The organism is Hyphococcus sp. (assembly GCF_965228385.1).
In the GTDB taxonomy this organism is placed as follows: Bacteria; Pseudomonadota; Alphaproteobacteria; order Caulobacterales; family Parvularculaceae; genus Hyphococcus.
Window position 1 is genome coordinate 3,225,076 of the sequence record NZ_OZ245810.1, and the last position, 16,123, is coordinate 3,241,198.

At 59.2% G+C, this 16,123-nt stretch carries 18 protein-coding genes and 1 other RNA gene; 12 read left to right on the forward strand and 7 right to left on the reverse strand.

Annotated features, from left to right (window positions below; all coding sequences use genetic code 11):
- The first annotated feature begins 19 nt into the window (after nucleotides 1-19).
- The 6 genes from ffs (at nucleotide 20) to ACQK2Q_RS15060 (ending at nucleotide 3,516) form a co-directional block, all read left to right on the forward strand.
- An RNA gene (ffs, locus tag ACQK2Q_RS15035) (signal recognition particle sRNA small type) lies at nucleotides 20-113 on the forward strand.
- 139 nt (nucleotides 114-252) lie between these two features.
- On the forward strand, nucleotides 253-660 hold the full coding sequence (locus ACQK2Q_RS15040) for a hypothetical protein (RefSeq protein ID WP_425410560.1): 408 nt from the start codon (nucleotides 253-255) through the stop codon (nucleotides 658-660).
- 14 nt (nucleotides 661-674) lie between these two features.
- Nucleotides 675-929 carry a helix-turn-helix transcriptional regulator gene (locus ACQK2Q_RS15045; protein WP_425410561.1) on the forward strand — a complete coding sequence of 85 codons (255 nt, stop codon included), beginning with the start codon at nucleotides 675-677 and terminating at the stop codon, nucleotides 927-929.
- A gap of 48 nt (nucleotides 930-977) precedes the next feature.
- Nucleotides 978-2,807, forward strand: coding sequence for a DNA polymerase III subunit gamma/tau (locus ACQK2Q_RS15050; RefSeq protein ID WP_425410562.1), 1,830 nt, complete (start codon nucleotides 978-980; stop codon nucleotides 2,805-2,807).
- Nucleotides 2,808-3,128, forward strand: a complete 321-nt coding sequence (locus tag ACQK2Q_RS15055; RefSeq protein ID WP_425410563.1) for a YbaB/EbfC family nucleoid-associated protein — start codon at nucleotides 2,808-2,810, stop codon at nucleotides 3,126-3,128. It abuts the gene before it with no gap.
- A gap of 55 nt (nucleotides 3,129-3,183) precedes the next feature.
- Nucleotides 3,184-3,516, forward strand: coding sequence for a hypothetical protein (locus tag ACQK2Q_RS15060; RefSeq protein WP_425410564.1), 333 nt, complete (start codon nucleotides 3,184-3,186; stop codon nucleotides 3,514-3,516).
- An 83-nt stretch (nucleotides 3,517-3,599) separates the two neighbouring features.
- Here ACQK2Q_RS15060 and ACQK2Q_RS15065 read toward each other — a convergent pair whose 3' ends face one another.
- Nucleotides 3,600-4,343, reverse strand: coding sequence for a DUF4386 domain-containing protein (locus ACQK2Q_RS15065; protein ID WP_425410565.1), 744 nt, complete (start codon nucleotides 4,341-4,343; stop codon nucleotides 3,600-3,602).
- Nucleotides 4,344-4,538: 195 nt separating this feature from the next.
- On the opposite strand from ACQK2Q_RS15065, the gene recR reads away from it, so the two are divergent.
- A complete protein-coding gene (gene recR, locus ACQK2Q_RS15070; RefSeq protein WP_425410566.1) occupies nucleotides 4,539-5,144 on the forward strand; it encodes a recombination mediator RecR in 606 nt (201 codons plus the stop codon).
- On the opposite strand, the gene ACQK2Q_RS15075 is transcribed toward recR, so the two are convergent.
- The gene (locus ACQK2Q_RS15075; protein WP_425410567.1) at nucleotides 5,141-6,337 is read right to left on the reverse strand and encodes a glycosyltransferase family 87 protein; all 1,197 of its coding nucleotides are present in this window, start codon (nucleotides 6,335-6,337) and stop codon (nucleotides 5,141-5,143) included. The two genes, recR and ACQK2Q_RS15075, sit on opposite strands and share 4 nt — an antisense overlap.
- A gap of 111 nt (nucleotides 6,338-6,448) precedes the next feature.
- Here ACQK2Q_RS15075 and rmuC (ACQK2Q_RS15080) point away from each other — a divergent pair, with 111 nt between their 5' ends.
- A complete protein-coding gene (gene rmuC, locus ACQK2Q_RS15080) occupies nucleotides 6,449-7,879 on the forward strand; it encodes a DNA recombination protein RmuC (RefSeq protein ID WP_425410568.1) in 1,431 nt (476 codons plus the stop codon).
- Nucleotides 7,880-7,951: 72 nt separating this feature from the next.
- Here the strand turns inward: rmuC (ACQK2Q_RS15080) and rmuC (ACQK2Q_RS15085) are convergent, their stop codons facing one another.
- A complete protein-coding gene (gene rmuC, locus ACQK2Q_RS15085) occupies nucleotides 7,952-9,694 on the reverse strand; it encodes a DNA recombination protein RmuC (protein WP_425410569.1) in 1,743 nt (580 codons plus the stop codon).
- 159 nt (nucleotides 9,695-9,853) lie between these two features.
- Between rmuC (ACQK2Q_RS15085) and def the strand changes: the two genes are divergently transcribed.
- Together def and fmt are read left to right on the forward strand one after the other, a co-directional pair.
- Nucleotides 9,854-10,372, forward strand: a complete 519-nt coding sequence (gene def, locus ACQK2Q_RS15090; protein ID WP_425410570.1) for a peptide deformylase — start codon at nucleotides 9,854-9,856, stop codon at nucleotides 10,370-10,372.
- 27 nt (nucleotides 10,373-10,399) lie between these two features.
- Nucleotides 10,400-11,320, forward strand: coding sequence for a methionyl-tRNA formyltransferase (gene fmt, locus ACQK2Q_RS15095; RefSeq protein ID WP_425410571.1), 921 nt, complete (start codon nucleotides 10,400-10,402; stop codon nucleotides 11,318-11,320).
- Nucleotides 11,321-11,323: 3 nt separating this feature from the next.
- Here fmt and lepB read toward each other — a convergent pair whose 3' ends face one another.
- Nucleotides 11,324-12,076, reverse strand: a complete 753-nt coding sequence (lepB, locus tag ACQK2Q_RS15100) for a signal peptidase I (protein WP_425410572.1) — start codon at nucleotides 12,074-12,076, stop codon at nucleotides 11,324-11,326.
- A gap of 41 nt (nucleotides 12,077-12,117) precedes the next feature.
- Here lepB and truA point away from each other — a divergent pair, with 41 nt between their 5' ends.
- Complete coding sequence (gene truA / locus ACQK2Q_RS15105) at nucleotides 12,118-12,855, forward strand: tRNA pseudouridine(38-40) synthase TruA (protein ID WP_425410573.1); 738 nt, start codon at nucleotides 12,118-12,120, stop codon at nucleotides 12,853-12,855.
- A gap of 37 nt (nucleotides 12,856-12,892) precedes the next feature.
- Here truA and dapE read toward each other — a convergent pair whose 3' ends face one another.
- Nucleotides 12,893-14,050, reverse strand: a complete 1,158-nt coding sequence (dapE, locus tag ACQK2Q_RS15110) for a succinyl-diaminopimelate desuccinylase (RefSeq protein WP_425410574.1) — start codon at nucleotides 14,048-14,050, stop codon at nucleotides 12,893-12,895.
- Between the two features lie 49 nt (nucleotides 14,051-14,099).
- On the opposite strand from dapE, the gene ACQK2Q_RS15115 reads away from it, so the two are divergent.
- Nucleotides 14,100-14,564 (forward strand): cupin domain-containing protein, encoded by a 465-nt coding sequence (locus ACQK2Q_RS15115; protein ID WP_425410575.1) that lies wholly within the window; start codon nucleotides 14,100-14,102, stop codon nucleotides 14,562-14,564.
- Here ACQK2Q_RS15115 and dapD read toward each other — a convergent pair.
- Nucleotides 14,558-15,400: a 2,3,4,5-tetrahydropyridine-2,6-dicarboxylate N-succinyltransferase gene (gene dapD, locus ACQK2Q_RS15120; protein ID WP_425410576.1), complete on the reverse strand. Its 843-nt coding sequence runs from the start codon at nucleotides 15,398-15,400 to the stop codon at nucleotides 14,558-14,560. The two genes, ACQK2Q_RS15115 and dapD, sit on opposite strands and share 7 nt — an antisense overlap.
- Nucleotides 15,397-16,122, reverse strand: a complete 726-nt coding sequence (locus ACQK2Q_RS15125; RefSeq protein ID WP_425410577.1) for a pyrimidine 5'-nucleotidase — start codon at nucleotides 16,120-16,122, stop codon at nucleotides 15,397-15,399. Before ACQK2Q_RS15125 ends, dapD begins: the two co-directional genes overlap by 4 nt.
- Between the last annotated feature and the right edge of the window lies 1 nt (nucleotide 16,123).

The following is a 16,123-nucleotide window of genomic DNA, read 5'->3' on the forward strand; positions in this document are numbered from 1 at the left end:
GCGCAGATATAAACCCCCGGAAGGCTGGCGGACGCAGCTCTCGCCAACCCGGTCAGGTCCGGAAGGAAGCAGCCGTAACGAGTTTTTCGCTGCGGGTCGTTTCAGTCTTCCACTTTCTTTAAATTGTTGATTTTTCTGGGACAGCGTGCGGCGCGCGTGTAAATTTTCAAACATGATGTTAAAAAATATTGACATAGAGGATGGTATATATTACATGCAGGATTATTGAATGTTATGGGACGGAGGCGGGATATGAGTTTCAAGGAAAAATGCGCATGGATCGTTTTTGCCGCCATGCTCTGGATTTTCGGCGGTTATGCGTGGTCGCTCTACAGGGCGGAAAGCTTTGGCGCGGGCACGACCGGCATGATGTTGGGGGCGATTATCGGCTTCATCGTGATTACGGTTGTCGCGCATATTCTTGTGGCGATTTTTTCCGGCGGCTCCGGCGATGATCAAGAGGATGAGCGCGACAGGCGCATTGAGATGCAGGCCGAAAGGGTCGGCGGCTTCGTGCTGGGCGCCTTCGCTTTAACAGGGTTGGCGTTCTCGCTGATCAAGGGACATTATCTGATCGCCAACATCCTGTTTCTCGGGCTGGCGGCGTCGGAAATCGTGAAAAACGGATGGCAGATCGCACTTTACCGGCAATCGTCGTAAGAGCCGCAAGCACTATGGCGAAAACGCCCATCAGCAATAATATTCGCGTCTTGCGCTTTCATGCGAACGAAATGACGCAAAGCGAGCTGGCCGAACGCATCGGCGTGACGCGCCAGACCATCGCCGCCATCGAGAAAGGCAAATACTCGCCGACGCTCGAGGCGGCTTTCCGCATCGCCGCCGTTTTTGACAAGCCCTTCGACGAGGTTTTCCGCTATGAGCCTTCGGCGGACGCAAAAACCATGGGCCGGTTGAAAAAGGACGGTTGAGGCGCGGCCTTGCACTCTCCATAATCGGTAAAACGTCCGAAGGGAATGATGGCGGAAAGCGAAAAAACAGCGGCGGGTGACGACGCCGGCGCCTATCAGGTGCTGGCGCGCAAATACCGTCCGCAAAATTTCGACGATCTCATCGGTCACGGGGCTATGGTGCGAACGCTGAAAAACGCCTTCGCCGCCGGCCGGATCGCCCACGCCTATATCCTCACCGGCGTGCGCGGCGTGGGCAAAACCACGACCGCGCGCATTCTCGCCCGCGCTTTGAATTACGTGGGGCCCGCTTCAGATGAAAAAGGCGGCGAGGATAACGGCCCGCAGATGGAAATGGCGGAGGAAGGTCTGCACTGCCGCGCCATCGCCGAGTCGCGCCATCCGGACGTCATGGAAATGGACGCCGCATCGCGCACCGGCGTCGGCGACATCCGGGAGTTGATCGAAGGCGTGCGCTACGCCCCGATCGAGGCCCGCTACAAGGTCTATATCATAGACGAAGTGCACATGCTCTCGACGGCGGCGTTCAACGCCCTGTTGAAGACGCTGGAAGAGCCGCCGCCGCATGTGAAGTTCATTTTCGCCACGACGGAAATCCGCAAGCTGCCGGTGACGGTTCTCTCGCGCTGCCAGCGGTTCGATTTGCGCCGGATCGATCCGGAAACGCTGACCGATCACCTCGCCTTGATCGCGGGAAAGGAAAAGGTTGAGATCGACCGCGATGGTCTGTGGATGATCGCCCGCGCGGCCGAAGGCTCCGTGCGCGACGGCCTCTCGATTCTCGATCAGGCGATCGTCCAGCATGGGCGCAAGGCGGGCGAGCCCGTAACAGCGGACGAAGTGCGCGAGATGCTCGGTCTCGCCGACCGGTCTTCCGTCTGGGCGCTGCTCGACGCGGCGATGAAGGGCGACGCCAAAACCGCGCTTGATAATTTCCGTGCGCAATATGATTCCGGCGCCGAGCCGTCGCAGGTGATCCGCGATCTTCTCGACCTCACGCATCTGCTCACCCGCATCAAGGCGGCGGGGGCGGGCGCCGCCGCGCACGGGCCCGCGGGCGAGGCCGATGCCGAGCGGGCGAAAAACATGGCCGACGCGCTGGAAATGAACGCGCTGACAAGGGCCTGGTCGCTCCTGATGAAAGGCCTTTCCGAAACGCAGACGGCGCCGGATGCGGCGGCGGCCGGCGAAATGGCGCTGATCCGGCTTTGCTTCGCCGCCGACCTGCCGACCCCGGATGAGGCCCTGCGCGCCTTAAAAAAAAAGAGCGATGACGGGGTAAGGGGCGCGCCAGCGCCGCAGCCGGTCCGGGACCGCGATCGCGCGCCCGTTGACGCGTCATATGATCCGCCTGCGGATGGACGCCCGCAAGCGGATGTCATCGATATTCACCCGCCCCTGTCGCAGCGCCCGCCCGGCGGCGGCGAGTGGCTGCGCGCTTTTGATGATGTGGTGAAACTTGCGGGGCGCAGACGCGATGCGAAATTGCGCACCGAGCTTGAATCCTACGTCCATATCGTTTCTTTCAGCCAGGGGCGTATCGAATTGCGTTTGCATGACGACGCGCCGGGCGATTTGGCCAACCGGTTGACCCTGCGGCTGAAGGAATGGACCGGGCGCCAATGGGTCGTCACGGTGACGTCCGAGGCGAAAGGCGCCGAGACCCTGCGCGATGCGCGCACGCGCGATGTGTTGGCGCACCCGATGGTGCGCGAAGCGCTGGAACTCTTCCCCGGCGCGGAGGTGACGGCGATCCGCGAAAGCGAAACGATCGCGGAACCGGCGCCGGAGGAAACGGAAGAAGAAGCGCCGGTCGATCCGGATGATGAAACGGTCGCCGCCGCCGTCGCGGCGCGGAAGGAAACAGGAAAAGCGTAAATGGATATCAACAAGCTGATGAAACAGGCCGGCGAGATGCAGGCCAAAATGCAGGAAATGCAGGAAAGCCTCGCCGATATCGAAGCGACGGGCGAGGCCGGCGGCGGCATGGTGAAGGTGGTGATGAACGGCAAGGGCTATGCGAAAGCCGTCGCCATCGAGCGCTCGCTGATGAAAGAGGATGAGGCGGAAATCCTCGAGGACCTCATCGCCGCCGCCATCAACGACGCGAAATCGAAACTGGAAGAAGAAACGCAAGCGCGCATGAAGGAAATGACGCAAGGCCTGCCGCTTCCGCCGGGCATGAAGCTGCCGTTTTAGATTTAGTTTAGCCTACAAAACATAGCTTCCCTTATTCTCTTTCAGAGAGGTGCCGATGGAAAAATACGTTTTTGCATCAATAATTTGTGCTTTGCTGATTTTCTCTAATTATACGGTAGTTATTGGTGTTAATGCAGCGAGGGAGGAACTGTATGATGCGCGTCAAATCATTGAATACTTGAAGCCAGTCTCGACGGATACATCGCTTGATATATTTGCGGTTAATGAAAGCATAGGTCGCGCATTAAACTACCTTGATGCGGCCAAGTCTCGCGATGATATTCCAATGGGTTTTGCACTACTTCTAGCAATTGGTTTTGGCATTCAAGAATGGAGGCATTACAGGCTTAAAAAAGCTTACGAACATCAGATAAAGAAAAAATCATAGTATATCGTCATCCCGGACGCGCTGCAGCATCGAAGATGACGCTGCGCAGATCCGGGATCCATGGCGATGTTTTAGTTTTGAGTCTATATCTCGCCGCGTTCTCGCAAGACTTCCCGCGCTGCGGTCTCATCTTTCTTTGCGCCAAAGATAAGCAGCCAAAGCGCTGAGCCGATCTCTCCAAAAGAAGATGGCATCGAGGCGATGTCGTAAGCCATCGTGCCCTTATAGGCGGGGAACAGCATCGGCCCGAAATCATTGGCGATATAGCCAAGTCCGCCCAGCACTAAAAGTAAGCCGAGAAGGCGCGGAATATAGCGCGTTTTCAAAACCAGCATGCCGAAGGGGATCAGCCACAAGCCCCAGAAAATTTCCGCCATGCCCGTATAGGCCGAATAAGCGTTCATCATCTCTGCGACCGCCGCCGGACGTTCGCTTGCGGCAAGCGCGGCGAAATCGCCAGACCCGCGGATAATGTCGAGAATCTCAACCTTCTGCGCCATGGCGATGTAAGAGATCGGCACGCTTGCCGCGACGAGCACCAGCATGATCAGCGACAGTGACGGCGCGCGCGAGGAGAACAGGCGATACAAAAACACGCCGACAATTGCGAACAGCGCATAGCAGACAAGTTCCGTCACCACGCTCGCGCTGTAAAAAAATGTCGCCTCGCTGATCGCGTTATAAACGGCTTGCGGATCGTCGGAATAAAGCCCCAGCTTTTTCGGCGCATAGGCGAGCGCGAAAATGCCGGTAATCACGAGGCTCACATAGGCGCCGCCGGCGAGCCGGCCGAGCGTTGCGTTCGATGTTTCCGGCGCTGCGGTCATGGTTCTCTCCCCCCTGCATATTCCAGACATGTCGCGGCAACATTGGCGATAATGCGCGCGGCGGCAAGGCCTTTGCGGCAGGCCGGTAAGAATGCCGGGCGGATCAATCCTGCGCGAGCGTAAATCGACGGCTTGCCAGCCAATGGCGGAAGGCAGCATAAACGCCTTTTGTGATTGCCTTGTGAAAGCGTCCCCATGCCTGCAGCGTCTATCGGTCCCGAGTTACAGCGCCTGATCGATCTCCTTGCGAAAATGCCGGGGCTGGGGCCGCGTTCGGCCAAGCGCGCCGCGCTTTATCTTCTGAAGAAGCGCGAGCCGGTGATGCGCCCGCTCGCTTTCGCCCTTGATGACGCCGCCAATAAAGTGAAGGCCTGCGCCGTCTGCGGCAACTGGGACTCGATCGACCCTTGCGCCGTCTGCGCCGACGAGGAGCGCGAAGCGTCCGTCCTCTGCGTTGTGCAGGATGTGGGCGATCTGTGGGCGCTCGAACGCGCCGGCGCGCACAAGGGCCGCTATCACGTGCTTGGCGGCTTGCTCTCGCCGCTGGACGGCGTCGGTCCGGACGATCTCAACATGGGCGGCCTGATCGCCCGCGCCAAAGAGGGAACGGTCACAGAGATTGTGCTGGCGCTCCCCGCCACCGTCGATGGTCAGACTACGGCGCATTATCTCACCGAACATCTTGAACCCGCCGGGCTCAGCGTAACGCGGCTTTCCCAGGGCGTGCCGGTGGGCGGCGAGCTCGACTATCTCGACGAAGGCACGCTCGCCGCGGCGATGAAGGCGCGCCGGCCGTTTTAAGTCAAGTTGGTTGAGGCGGGCGCCCGCCGCAGCACGAACGCAAAAGCGAGCAGCGGAATAAAGACGGCGACATTCAGCCCCGTTTGCCGCGCCGCGCCGGGCAGCGCCAGCGGCGCTAGAAACAGGGCGACAAGCATCAATTGATCGTACGGCCGCCAGCCCTTGCGCGCCTGATTGAGCGCCAGCAGCGTTAAAGGCGCGAGCATGATCGCGAAGTCGTAATAATAAGCGTAGGGCGCCGCCAGAAATGCGCCGCAGCAAACGACAGCGGCTTTCAGCGCCGCATCTTCGCTTCGCCGCCAGACCAGGGCTGTCGCTGCTGCAGCGCTAAGCGCGCTGATCCCTTGCAGGCTTGCTGCGGCCAGCGGCGGCGCGCCGGCCATCAGCGCTGCGGCGTAAATTGTCGGCATTTTGTAAAGCGGCGTCAGCCCGTCGCGGATATATTCATCCATGGCGCGCAAACTGTCGAAAAAAGCCTCCCACGCATCCAGGCCGAAAACGGCGAGGCTGGCGCCGTGCAACACGGCCGCGCCGGCGCCCGCCGCAATAAACGCGCGCCAATGTCCGCCGGCGGCGTAAGCCACAGGCAAGAGCAGGCCCAGTTGCGGTTTCATGGTCAGAAAGGCGGCGCACAGCCCGGCCAGCATGGGTCTTTTATGGACCTGCAGTGTTGCGCCAAGGAACAGGCTGGCGGTCAAGAACCCGGTCTGTCCGGTGATCGCCGCGTGAAACACAACCGGCGCCGCCAGCATCACCAAGAGCGCCCCGGATCTGACCTCGTTGCAGCGCGCCGCGCCCGCTAACACGGCGATCCCGCCGCCTGTCCAGACGGCGTAACCAAGCCCGTAAGGAAGCGCCGCAAGGAACGCGATCACAAAAAAGTACGCAGGCGGATATTGCCAGGTCAGGCGCCAATCCGCCTGAGCCGGGGCGAGCCGATGGAGCCAGTCAAAGAAAACGCCGGGATAATAAATCGCTGCGCCTTCGCCTGCGGCCATAGCGTTCGCCGCCGTCCAGAAAGCAGCGAAATCGCCGCCGACGGGCGTTCCCGCCGGGGTGATGAGATTATCCGAAAAAACGGTTTGAAAAGTGAATACGCTAAGCAGCGACAAGCCCACGGCGCCTGCGCCAAGCTGCATCTGGCGCCGGGTCAGGCGAAAATCTGCGCGGTGCAACAGGCTTTTCATGCTCATTTCTATCATCCGGTCTGCACGATGGCGATGTTCGCGCCAAACGCTTAGCAAGTTTTCAACTGGGGAGAAGCGGCGAACCGCGCCGCCGCCGAATCGCCGTAGATTGCGCCAATGATATACGAAACTTTTGAACAGGCAGGCTTTTCACCTTCTGCGCCGGCCTTCTGGCTGGCGATCTTTTTCGCCATTGCGGCGGTCTTTTTCGTCGTGCAATCGCGGCGGCTGTCGAAAAAGGCGCGCAGTTTGCGCAATGAACTGGAAGACGCCCGTATTGCGCTGGCGTCAGCCAGGGAACAGGCGAGCGGGCTGGACGCCTTGCGCGATGAGCTGGCTCATGAGCGAGAGACGCGCCAGCGCCTGCAGACCGAAGCATCGGCGAATGCGGTGAAACTGGAGGAGCGCGAGCGTGCGCTCGCCGAGTTGAAAACCCGGATGGAGACCGAGTTCAAGGCGATGACGGCGCAACTTCTCGAAGGCGCGAATGAAGCGTTTTTGAAACGCGCCGGCGAAACCTTTCAGCGCTACAGCGAAAATGCGCAAAATGAGGGCGAGAAACGCCGCAAGGCGCTCGACGATCTCTTGAAGCCTGTCAGCGAAACGCTGGTCCTGTATCAAAAAGGTCTTGATGAAATGCGCAAGGAGCAAACGGAGTCGCGCGGCGCCCTGCGCAACCAGATTCACGATCTTGCGAAATCGACACACGATGTGCGCGCCGAGGCGCAAAAACTGGCGACGGCGCTGCGCGCGGGGCCAAAAACCCGCGGCCGCTGGGGCGAGGAACAGCTTCGAAACGTGGTGGAGTTCGCCGGCATGAGCGCCTATGTGGATTTCACCGAACAGGCGAGCCACGACGACAATGGCCGCCGCAAGCAGCCGGATATGGTGGTCAATCTGCCGGGCGGGCGGGTTGTTGCGGTGGATTCCAAAGTGTCGCTCGGCGCCTATCTTGACGCGATCGAGGCGGAAACCGATGAGGCGCGCGCGGGACATCTTGCCCGCCACGCCAATGATTTATGGAACCATGTCAAAAGCCTGTCAGCGAAAGAATATGCGTCATCGCTGAAAGATTCACTCGACTATGTGGTGATGTTCGTACCCGGAGAAAATTATTTTTCCGCCGCGCTCGAGGCGCGGCCCCAGCTCTATCAGGATGCGCTGGACCGGAAGATCTTGATTGCTTCGCCAACTGTCCTCGTCGCCATGCTGAAATCGGCGGCGTTGAACTGGCGCCAGGAAAAAATGACGGAGAACGCGCAGGCTGTCGCCGCCATGGCCAAGGATCTATATGACAGCCTGAAAACCATGAGCGGGCACATGGCGGGATTGGGCAAAGCCCTCGACAGCGCATTGAAAAAATACAACGCAACCATCGGCGGATTTGAAACCCGCGTCTTGTCGCGCGCGCGCAAATTCGCGGAGTATGAATTGCCGGGCGTTGATGACGCGATTGAACCCCTATCTGAAATTGAGGGCGGCCCGCGCCAGATGCGCGAACGGGATCTGCTTTCGCCGCCAGAAGATAAGCGCGATGACGCCGCCTGACCCAGCCGCATGACCGTTGTCTAGTCAGGGGGCGACGTCTCATCGCGGCCAGACCGTCTGTGCGCGCCCCGGCTATCGTAAGGGGAATGCCGGCTTTTCCTGCGACGCGGGCTCTGCCTCGCGCGGCGACGGCGTTGTGGCGGCCGCCGATGTGGAGGGGGAAGCGCTGTCGACAGTTGGCGCAAACTGGTTTTTCGTTTTCTTTTCGAGGGAGTCATGCGCCCCGTTTGTTATGCGTTTCGTTTCCAGCGCCGTGATCCGCTCTCTGAGCGCGGTCAGTTCTCTGGCGACGTTTTCATCGCCGGCGTTCTGCGTGCGCGCGGTCAGGCCCGAACCGGAGATGACCGCGCTCAATGTATGCAAGGTCGCCATCAGCGACGTTGGCGCCACCATCCACAACTTCGCGCGATAGCTTTCCTGAATAACATCCGGGAAATGCGCATGCAGTTCGGAGAGGATATGCTCGGACGGCACAAACATCATGGCGCAGTCGGCTGTCTCCCCGCTGATGAGCAGCTTTTCAGCCGAATCCGCGATGTGGCGATAGATGATGCGGCGAAACTGGGTTTCTGCTTCCTTTGCAGTGATGTCCAGTCTGGCCTGCTGCCATGCATCGAAGGCTTCCACAGGAAATCGCGCGTCAACCGGAATTGGCGCCAGGCGCCCCGGCATATCTATGCACGCATCTGCGGTCCGGCCCGACGACAGTTTATGCGCAAGCTGGTATCTCTGCGCGGGCAAAGCGTCGCTCAATAGATCGGACAATTGAACGCGCGCGGCCGTCGAGGCGACGGCGTGCGGCGCCGCCGCCGGCAAGTGATCGATACGCCGTGAAAGTCTTTCGATCGCGTCGTTGACCGTGTTGCGCAAACTCTCGAATTGTTCGCCGATAAGATCGGCAAACTCTGCAAAATGCGCTTCCGACAAACCTTGCGCGTCTTCACGCATTTCAAGCGCCTGCATTGGCGCTGTGTCGAGCCGCGATTGAAAGTCTTTCGCCAGCGCCGTCAATCTGTCGCTCATTGCTGTTAACGCCGCTTCGTTTTCCTGAAGGCCGAGGGCGATCGTTCGTTCCGTGTCGGCGTTTGCGCGCGCCAGATCCCGCGCGAGATTTTCCGCCTCATCGGCGCGGATCAGGGCTTGCTCCGCGGCGTCTTCAATTCTGGAAAGGCGTCCGTCATTCATCGGCGGCGATGTAAAGCTGCTCTGCCGGGCGTCTGTCTGCGCCGTATCGGCATGAGGCTCATCTTCTTCTTCGTCGAAAAACGTCTCTTCCGGTTCGAAAATACGAACCTCCTCCTCCGGTGTTTCATCTGTGACTTGTTCTGTTTTCTGAGAAAACAGCCCGGCGAAGACGGAGCGCTTTTTTTCCGGTTCGCGATGCTCAACGTCAGGCGGCGCCTTTTCCCGCGCGTGAGATGCCTGATCGCCGCCGCCTTCTTCTTCAGAAATGCGGGCGTCTTCGGCGGTTACGTCCGCGTCCGGTGTTTCGCGAACTGCCCGTTTGTCCGCGTCCCTTCTGGCGGCATCGGAAAACTGGGGGTCGTCGAATGAAATATCAGCATCCTCGCCGGCGGGCTCGAAATAATTTGGCGGCGTATGTTTAACCTTGCGCCGGCCCGGACGCACAACGCGTCCGCGAATGATCAACATCAATAAGAGTACGAAAATGAGGATGAATGCGCCGACGCCGGCCCACAGGGCGGGGGCCGGACCGCTGATAAACGGCTCCAGCGCCGCGGCGCTTTGTGCGCCTGAGGCCGCATTTTCAGGGACGTCCGCCCCTTGCTGGGCCGAGGGCGTCAGCATCTGCATCGTTTGTTCCCCAACACATCAACACAATATTGCGGCGCAGCTTATGAGAATATCCCATAAAAAGCGAGGGTTTAGCCGTGGCCGGGACTCGCCTTGCGCGTGCATTTGCACCGCTTTTGGCGCCTTGACGCAACCAGGACGCAGCCATAGGTGATGATTATGGCCATTCGACCCATTCTCACTGCGCCCGACCCGCGCCTGCGGGAAGTCTCCAAACCTGTCGGCCAGGTGGATGAGGCGTTGCGCGAACTCATGGACGACATGCTGGAGACCATGTACGACGCGCCTGGAATTGGCCTCGCCGCTATCCAGATCGGTGTTCCACAACGTGTAATTGTGATGGATCTGGCTGGCGAGGATGAAGAGCCGGCGCCGCTTTATTTTGTCAATCCGGAAATACTTGATCCTTCGGAAGAGAAGAAGCCTTACGAAGAAGGCTGCCTGTCCGTTCCCGATTATTATGACGAAGTCGAACGCCCGGCGCGATGCCGCGTAAAATATCTCGACTATCACGGCGCTGAACAGATTTTGGAAGCGGAAGGCATGCTGGCCGTTTGCATCCAACATGAAATGGATCATCTGGAAGGCGTTCTCTTTATCGATTATCTCTCGCGTCTGAAGCGCGAACGGGTATTGAAAAAACTCAAAAAAGAACAGCGCCTCGCAGCCGCCTCCTAAGGCGGGCTAAAGGCTTCAGGAACGATTATGCGTCTCGCTTTCATGGGCACGCCGGAATTTTCAGTAAATGTTCTGGCGGAACTGATCGCAGCAGGTCATGAGATCGCTGCGGTTTACACGCGCGCCCCCCAGCCGTCAGGCCGCGGACGCAAACTGACGCCCTCGCCTGTACACAAATTTGCCGAGGCGCACGGTCTTGAAGTGAGAACGCCGAAAAATTTCAAATCCGAAAACGCGCGGGCTGCGTTCGCTGACCTTGATCTCGATGCTGCAATCGTCGTGGCTTACGGGCTGATCCTGCCGCGTGCGGTGCTTGATGCGCCGCGCCAGGGTTGTCTTAATTTACATGCATCGCTGTTGCCGCGATGGCGGGGCGCCGCGCCGATCCAGCGCGCGATTATGGCTGGCGATACGGTGACCGGCGTGCAGGTCATGCGCATGGAGGAAGGCCTTGATACGGGCCCCGTGCTGCTATCGGAAAGCGTGGAAATCGCGGTTGAAGACACAGCAGGCTCCCTCCACGACAAACTTGCCGCCGTTGCAGCGCAACTGGCGCCGCGCGCGCTCTCGGCGCTTGCGCGCGATGCGCTCGTCGCGACGCCGCAAGCGGATGATGGCGTTACCTACGCGCATAAGATTACGCCGCAGGAAGCGCGTATCGATTGGCGGCGAAACGCAGAAGAGGTTGACCGGCATATCAGGGGTTTGTCGCCGTTTCCCGGCGCGTGGTTCGACGCGGACGGCGCCCGCGTGAAGGCGCTGTTTTCTCGCGTCGCCGACGGCGCCGGCGAACCCGGCGCTATTCTGGAATCAGACGAGACCCTGACTGTCGCCTGCGGCGGCGGCGCGGTTGAATTGATCACGCTGCAGCGCGCGGGCAAACGCGCCCAGCCGGCGAATGAGTTTTTGCGCGGCTTTGCATTGGGCGCCGGCGGGCGTGTAAGCTGAAGGCTAATTCAAGGGCGCCAGCCACCGGCGTTCCAGCCGCTTTAGTCCCGGCTCCCGCTTTTGACTGTTCAGTGAAAAGAGCATCATGTCAGCGCGGCCAACAAGATGGCTGGCGGGCAGAAAGCCAACGCCGGGATTGGTGAAGCGGCTGTCCAATGAATTATCGCGATTATCGCCCATGACGAAAATATTGTTTTCCGGTACGCGCGCCGGGCCGAAATCATCGCCGGCGAGATGATCGCCGCGTTCATATATTTCATGCCCCCGCTCTTCAGGCAGCGTTTCCAGGAAGCGGCCAACAGCCGCCACGCCGCCTTTGTGTTCGCGATATCGGAACGTTTCCTTCAGCGTGCGCGGCGCAATATCTCCGTTCAGGATCAGCCGGCCATTGTCAATTTCCACAATGTCGCCGGGCAGCGCGACAGCGCGCTTGATCAGGGTTTCACCGGTGGCCGGGTGCTTGAACACCACAAGATCGCCGCGCTTGGGCAAGCTGGCGAAAAGTCTGCCCGCGTCATTGTCGATATCGGGCCCCAGTGAAAAAGGAATTGAATGTCGGCTGTACCCGTAAGAAAACTTATTCACAAGAATACGGTCGCCGACGGCGAGCGTCGGCAGCATGCTTTCGCTTGGAATATGATACATCCCGTATGCTGCGGTCCGGAACAGCATGAACACGGCGAGGATGCAGGTGAAAAAAACAATTTCGCCGCGAATTGCGCGCCATCGAAGCGTTCCCGTCTGCTCATCCGCCATAACTGACTTTCCCTTTCGCTGTCGGCGATTATAACGGCGCGATGCAGCGTTACAAACTGATCATTGAGTATGCCGGTACAAATTATGTCGGGTGGCAGCGCCAGGCGAACGGTCCGTCGATTCAGGAAGCGATCGAGGACGCCTTTCAGAAATTCTGCGGCGAGACGCTGAATGTGTATGCGGCGGGCCGGACCGATGCGGGCGTTCACGCGCTCGCCATGACCGCGCATGTCGACCTTGCAAAAGACTATTCGCCTGACACTGTCTGCGGCGCCGTCAATTATCATCTGAAACCGCACCCGATCGCCGTGCTTGCCTGCGGGCGCGCAGAGGATAATTTTCATGCGCGCTTTTCTTGCCTGCGCCGCGCCTATGAATATCGTATCGTCAATCGCCGCGCGCCGCTGGCGTTGGACGCGAAGCGGGCATGGCGCGTGGCGCAAAAGCTTGACGCCGCGGCGATGGATGCGGCGGCCCAACACCTTGTGGGAAAGCACGATTTCACCACTTTTCGCGCCGCCGCCTGTCAGGCGGAAAGTCCTGTTAAATCGCTCGAAGAGATTTCGGTTTCGCGCGCCGGCGAAGAGGTGATTATCCGTTGCGCCGCGCGGTCGTTCCTGCACCATCAAGTGCGATCGATTACGGGATCGCTGGTCGAGGTCGGCAAGGGGCGATGGCGCCCGCGCGATATGAAAACAGCGCTGGAAGCCGCTGATCGCACGCGTTGCGGACCCGTGGCGCCGCCGGACGGGCTTTATTTTGTAAGGGCGGAATATTGAAGAAAAAAGGCGGCGTTGCGTCAGTATTTTCCTGCGCTCATCCCTGCCGCGAAAACCGTTCAAAATAACCCGCAATGACCGCTTCATAAATATCCGTAAGCGTCTCAATATCGCTGACGGCCACATGTTCGTCGGTCTGGTGCATGGTCGCGCCCACTAGTCCGAATTCCGCAACCGGCGCATAATCCTTGATAAAGCGCGCATCCGATGTGCCGCCGGAGGTGGAATATTCCGGACGCCTGCCGGTTTTGTCTTCCGCGCAATCGGCGATCAGCGACAGAAATTTCATGTCAGTGGTGAGAAACGCTTCACCGGAGACAATCGTTTCAAGCGTGTATTTCGCGCCGCTTGCGTTTGCGAGCATGTCGAGTTCGGAACGCAGCCATGCGTCGATGGAGGCGCCCGTCCAGGTCGGATTAAAACGAACATTGAACCGCGCCGTCGCCTTTTCCGGTATCACATTATGGGCGGGGTTTCCGATATGAATGTCCGTAACCTGAAGACTTGAGGGCTGAAAGCGCTCATAGCCTTCGTCAAGCGGCGTTTCGCTTAAATGCAAAAGCTTGCGCAACAGCGAGGGGATCGGGTTTTCGGCCCGGTGCGGATAGGCCACATGGCCTTGTTTGCCGTTGACGGTCAGCCAGCAATTGATCGATCCGCGCCGGCCCACTTTGATCATGTCGCCCAGTACTTCCGGGTTCGAAGGTTCGCCGACGAGGCAGTGATCGATGCCGATTTTCTGTTCCGCCAGCCAGTTCAGGACTTTTCTGGTGCCGTTGACGGCCGGGCCTTCTTCGTCGCCGGTGATCAGGAACGACAGCGACCCTTTGACGGTCCCGTTATCAACGGCCCGCGCGGCGGCGGCGGCGAATGCAGCGATGGCGCCCTTCATATCGGCGGCCCCGCGGCCCCAGAGTTGTCTGTTTTTTACCGCAGCCGCAAATGGGGGCGACGTCCACATGGCTTCGTCGCCCGGCGGGACAACGTCAGTGTGGCCGGCAAAACAAAGATGCGGCGCGCCTGCGCCGTATTGCGCAAAGAGGTTGTCGACCTCTTCGAATTTAAGGCGCGTGCAGCGAAAGCCCAAAAGGGTGAGGGCTTTTTCCAGAATATCCAGCGCGCCTTCATCCGCCGGGGTGACGGAGGGGCGCCGGATCAAATTTTGCGCGATTTCTACCGGATCGATCTTTGCCATGACGTTCAGCTAAACTAGGCGCAGCGGGGACACAAGCAAAGGAAGTTTTATGCCAAAATTGAACGTGAAGGATGCGCCAGTACGCGCGCGCTGCTCCTATCCGCCGCCCTACGACGCTCACTGCAAGGGGCGCTCTAAAGTTGCGCTTGGCGATCTTGGCGGGCTGGATCAATTCGGCGTCAACCTCACCCGACTGGCGCCGGGCGCGGCGTCCGCCCACAAGCACTGGCATAAAAACGAAGACGAATTCGTCTACATGCTGGAAGGCGAGGCGGTGCTTGTAGAGGATACTGGCGAAAGCATCCTGAAACCCGGCGATGTCGCATCGTTCAAGGCCGGGGTCGCCAACGGGCACATGATTGTGAACCGCGCGCAGAACGATGCGGTGTTCCTTGAAGTTGGAACGCGTGCGGCGGAGGAAATCTCGACTTACACGGACCCTGACGTGGATTTGCAAATGATCAAAGGGAGCGCCGGCTGGACGGCGCACCGTAAGGACGGAAGCCGTTACTGATTGCGCAACAGTTCGTTGACGGATGTTTTGGCGCGGGTCTTTTCGTCCACCTGTTTGACGATGACCGCGCAATAAAGGTTCGGTCCGCCCTTGTCGGAAGGCGTGGAGCCGGAAACGACAACTGAAAAAGGCGGCACTTCGCCATATAAGGTTTCGCCGGTTTCGCGGTTGATGATTTTAGTCGATGCGCCGAGATAAACGCCCATGGACAGCACCGAGCCCTCGCGCACGATGACGCCCTCGGCGACCTCGGCGCGCGCGCCGATAAAGCAAGTGTCCTCGATGATTACCGGGTTCGCCTGCAGCGGCTCCAGAACCCCGCCAATCCCCGCACCGCCGGAAATATGGCAGTTCGCGCCGATCTGCGCGCAAGAGCCGACGGTCGCCCAGGTGTCGATCATTGTTCCCTCGCCCACATAGGCGCCGATATTCACGTAAGACGGCATCAAAACCGCGTTTTTTGCGATAAAGGAGCCGCGCCTTACCGTGGCCGGCGGCACGACGCGAAACCCGCCTGCGCGGAAATCATCTTCCGACCATCCGGAGAATTTGGTTTCGACCTTGTCCCACCATGGCCCGTTGGAGCCGTCGATTATGGCGTTATCGTTCAACCGAAACGACAACAGCACGGCTTTTTTCAGCCATTGATTGACCCGCCACTCTTTCAGATTGGCGTTGGCCTCAACCGGTTCGGCGACCCGTACGTCGCCTGAATCGAGCAACGACAAGGTTTCATTGACGGCGTCTCGCGTCTCGCCTTTTGTTTCGGTGGAAATCGCATCGCGATTTTCCCATGCGCCATCGATAACGCGTTTAAGAGCGGTCTTATCAGTCATGATCTCACTTGCAGTTTTTGCCGCCCGTGCTGCGCCTTCACGGCGGCGTCCAGAAAGGCGGTTATATCATCGGTGACGTAATGGATGTGCGCGGCCGTGTCGCCGGGACGCGCCGGGCGTTTATTGTGCGGTTCGTCATCGAGCCAGGCGGCGTCGGAGTGGACGAGAACGGTTGTCATGCCGAGCGCATGGGGCGCCTCCAGGTTTTGCACGATATCTTCAAACATCACGGCGCTATGCGGATCGATATTATGGGAGGAGAGAAATTTCTCGTAGGGCTCGCGCCTTGGTTTGGGTGCATAACCTGCGGCCTTGATATCGAAAATTTCATCGAAAAGGTGCAAGACCCCGAGCGCGCCTGCAACATTCTCCGCATGTTTCACCGATCCATTGGTGAAGATGAATTTTCGGCCCGGCAGGCTCTCGAGCGCTGCGCCAAGCTGCGGATTTTCATCGATGGGCGCCATGTCGATATCATGGACATATTCCATGAAATCGTCAGGGCAGATATCATGTTCATGCATCAGCCCGCTCATGGTCGTGCCGTATTCCACATAATAATCTTTTTGAATTTTTCGCGCCGCGCCGCGCTCTAACCGCAGGCGCTCGCAGATATACGCCGTCATACGCGCATCGATTTGCGCGAACAGCTGGCATTCGGCGCTGTAAAGCGTGTTGTCGAGATCGAAAACCCAGTTTTCGACGTGTGAAAGATCGATCAAT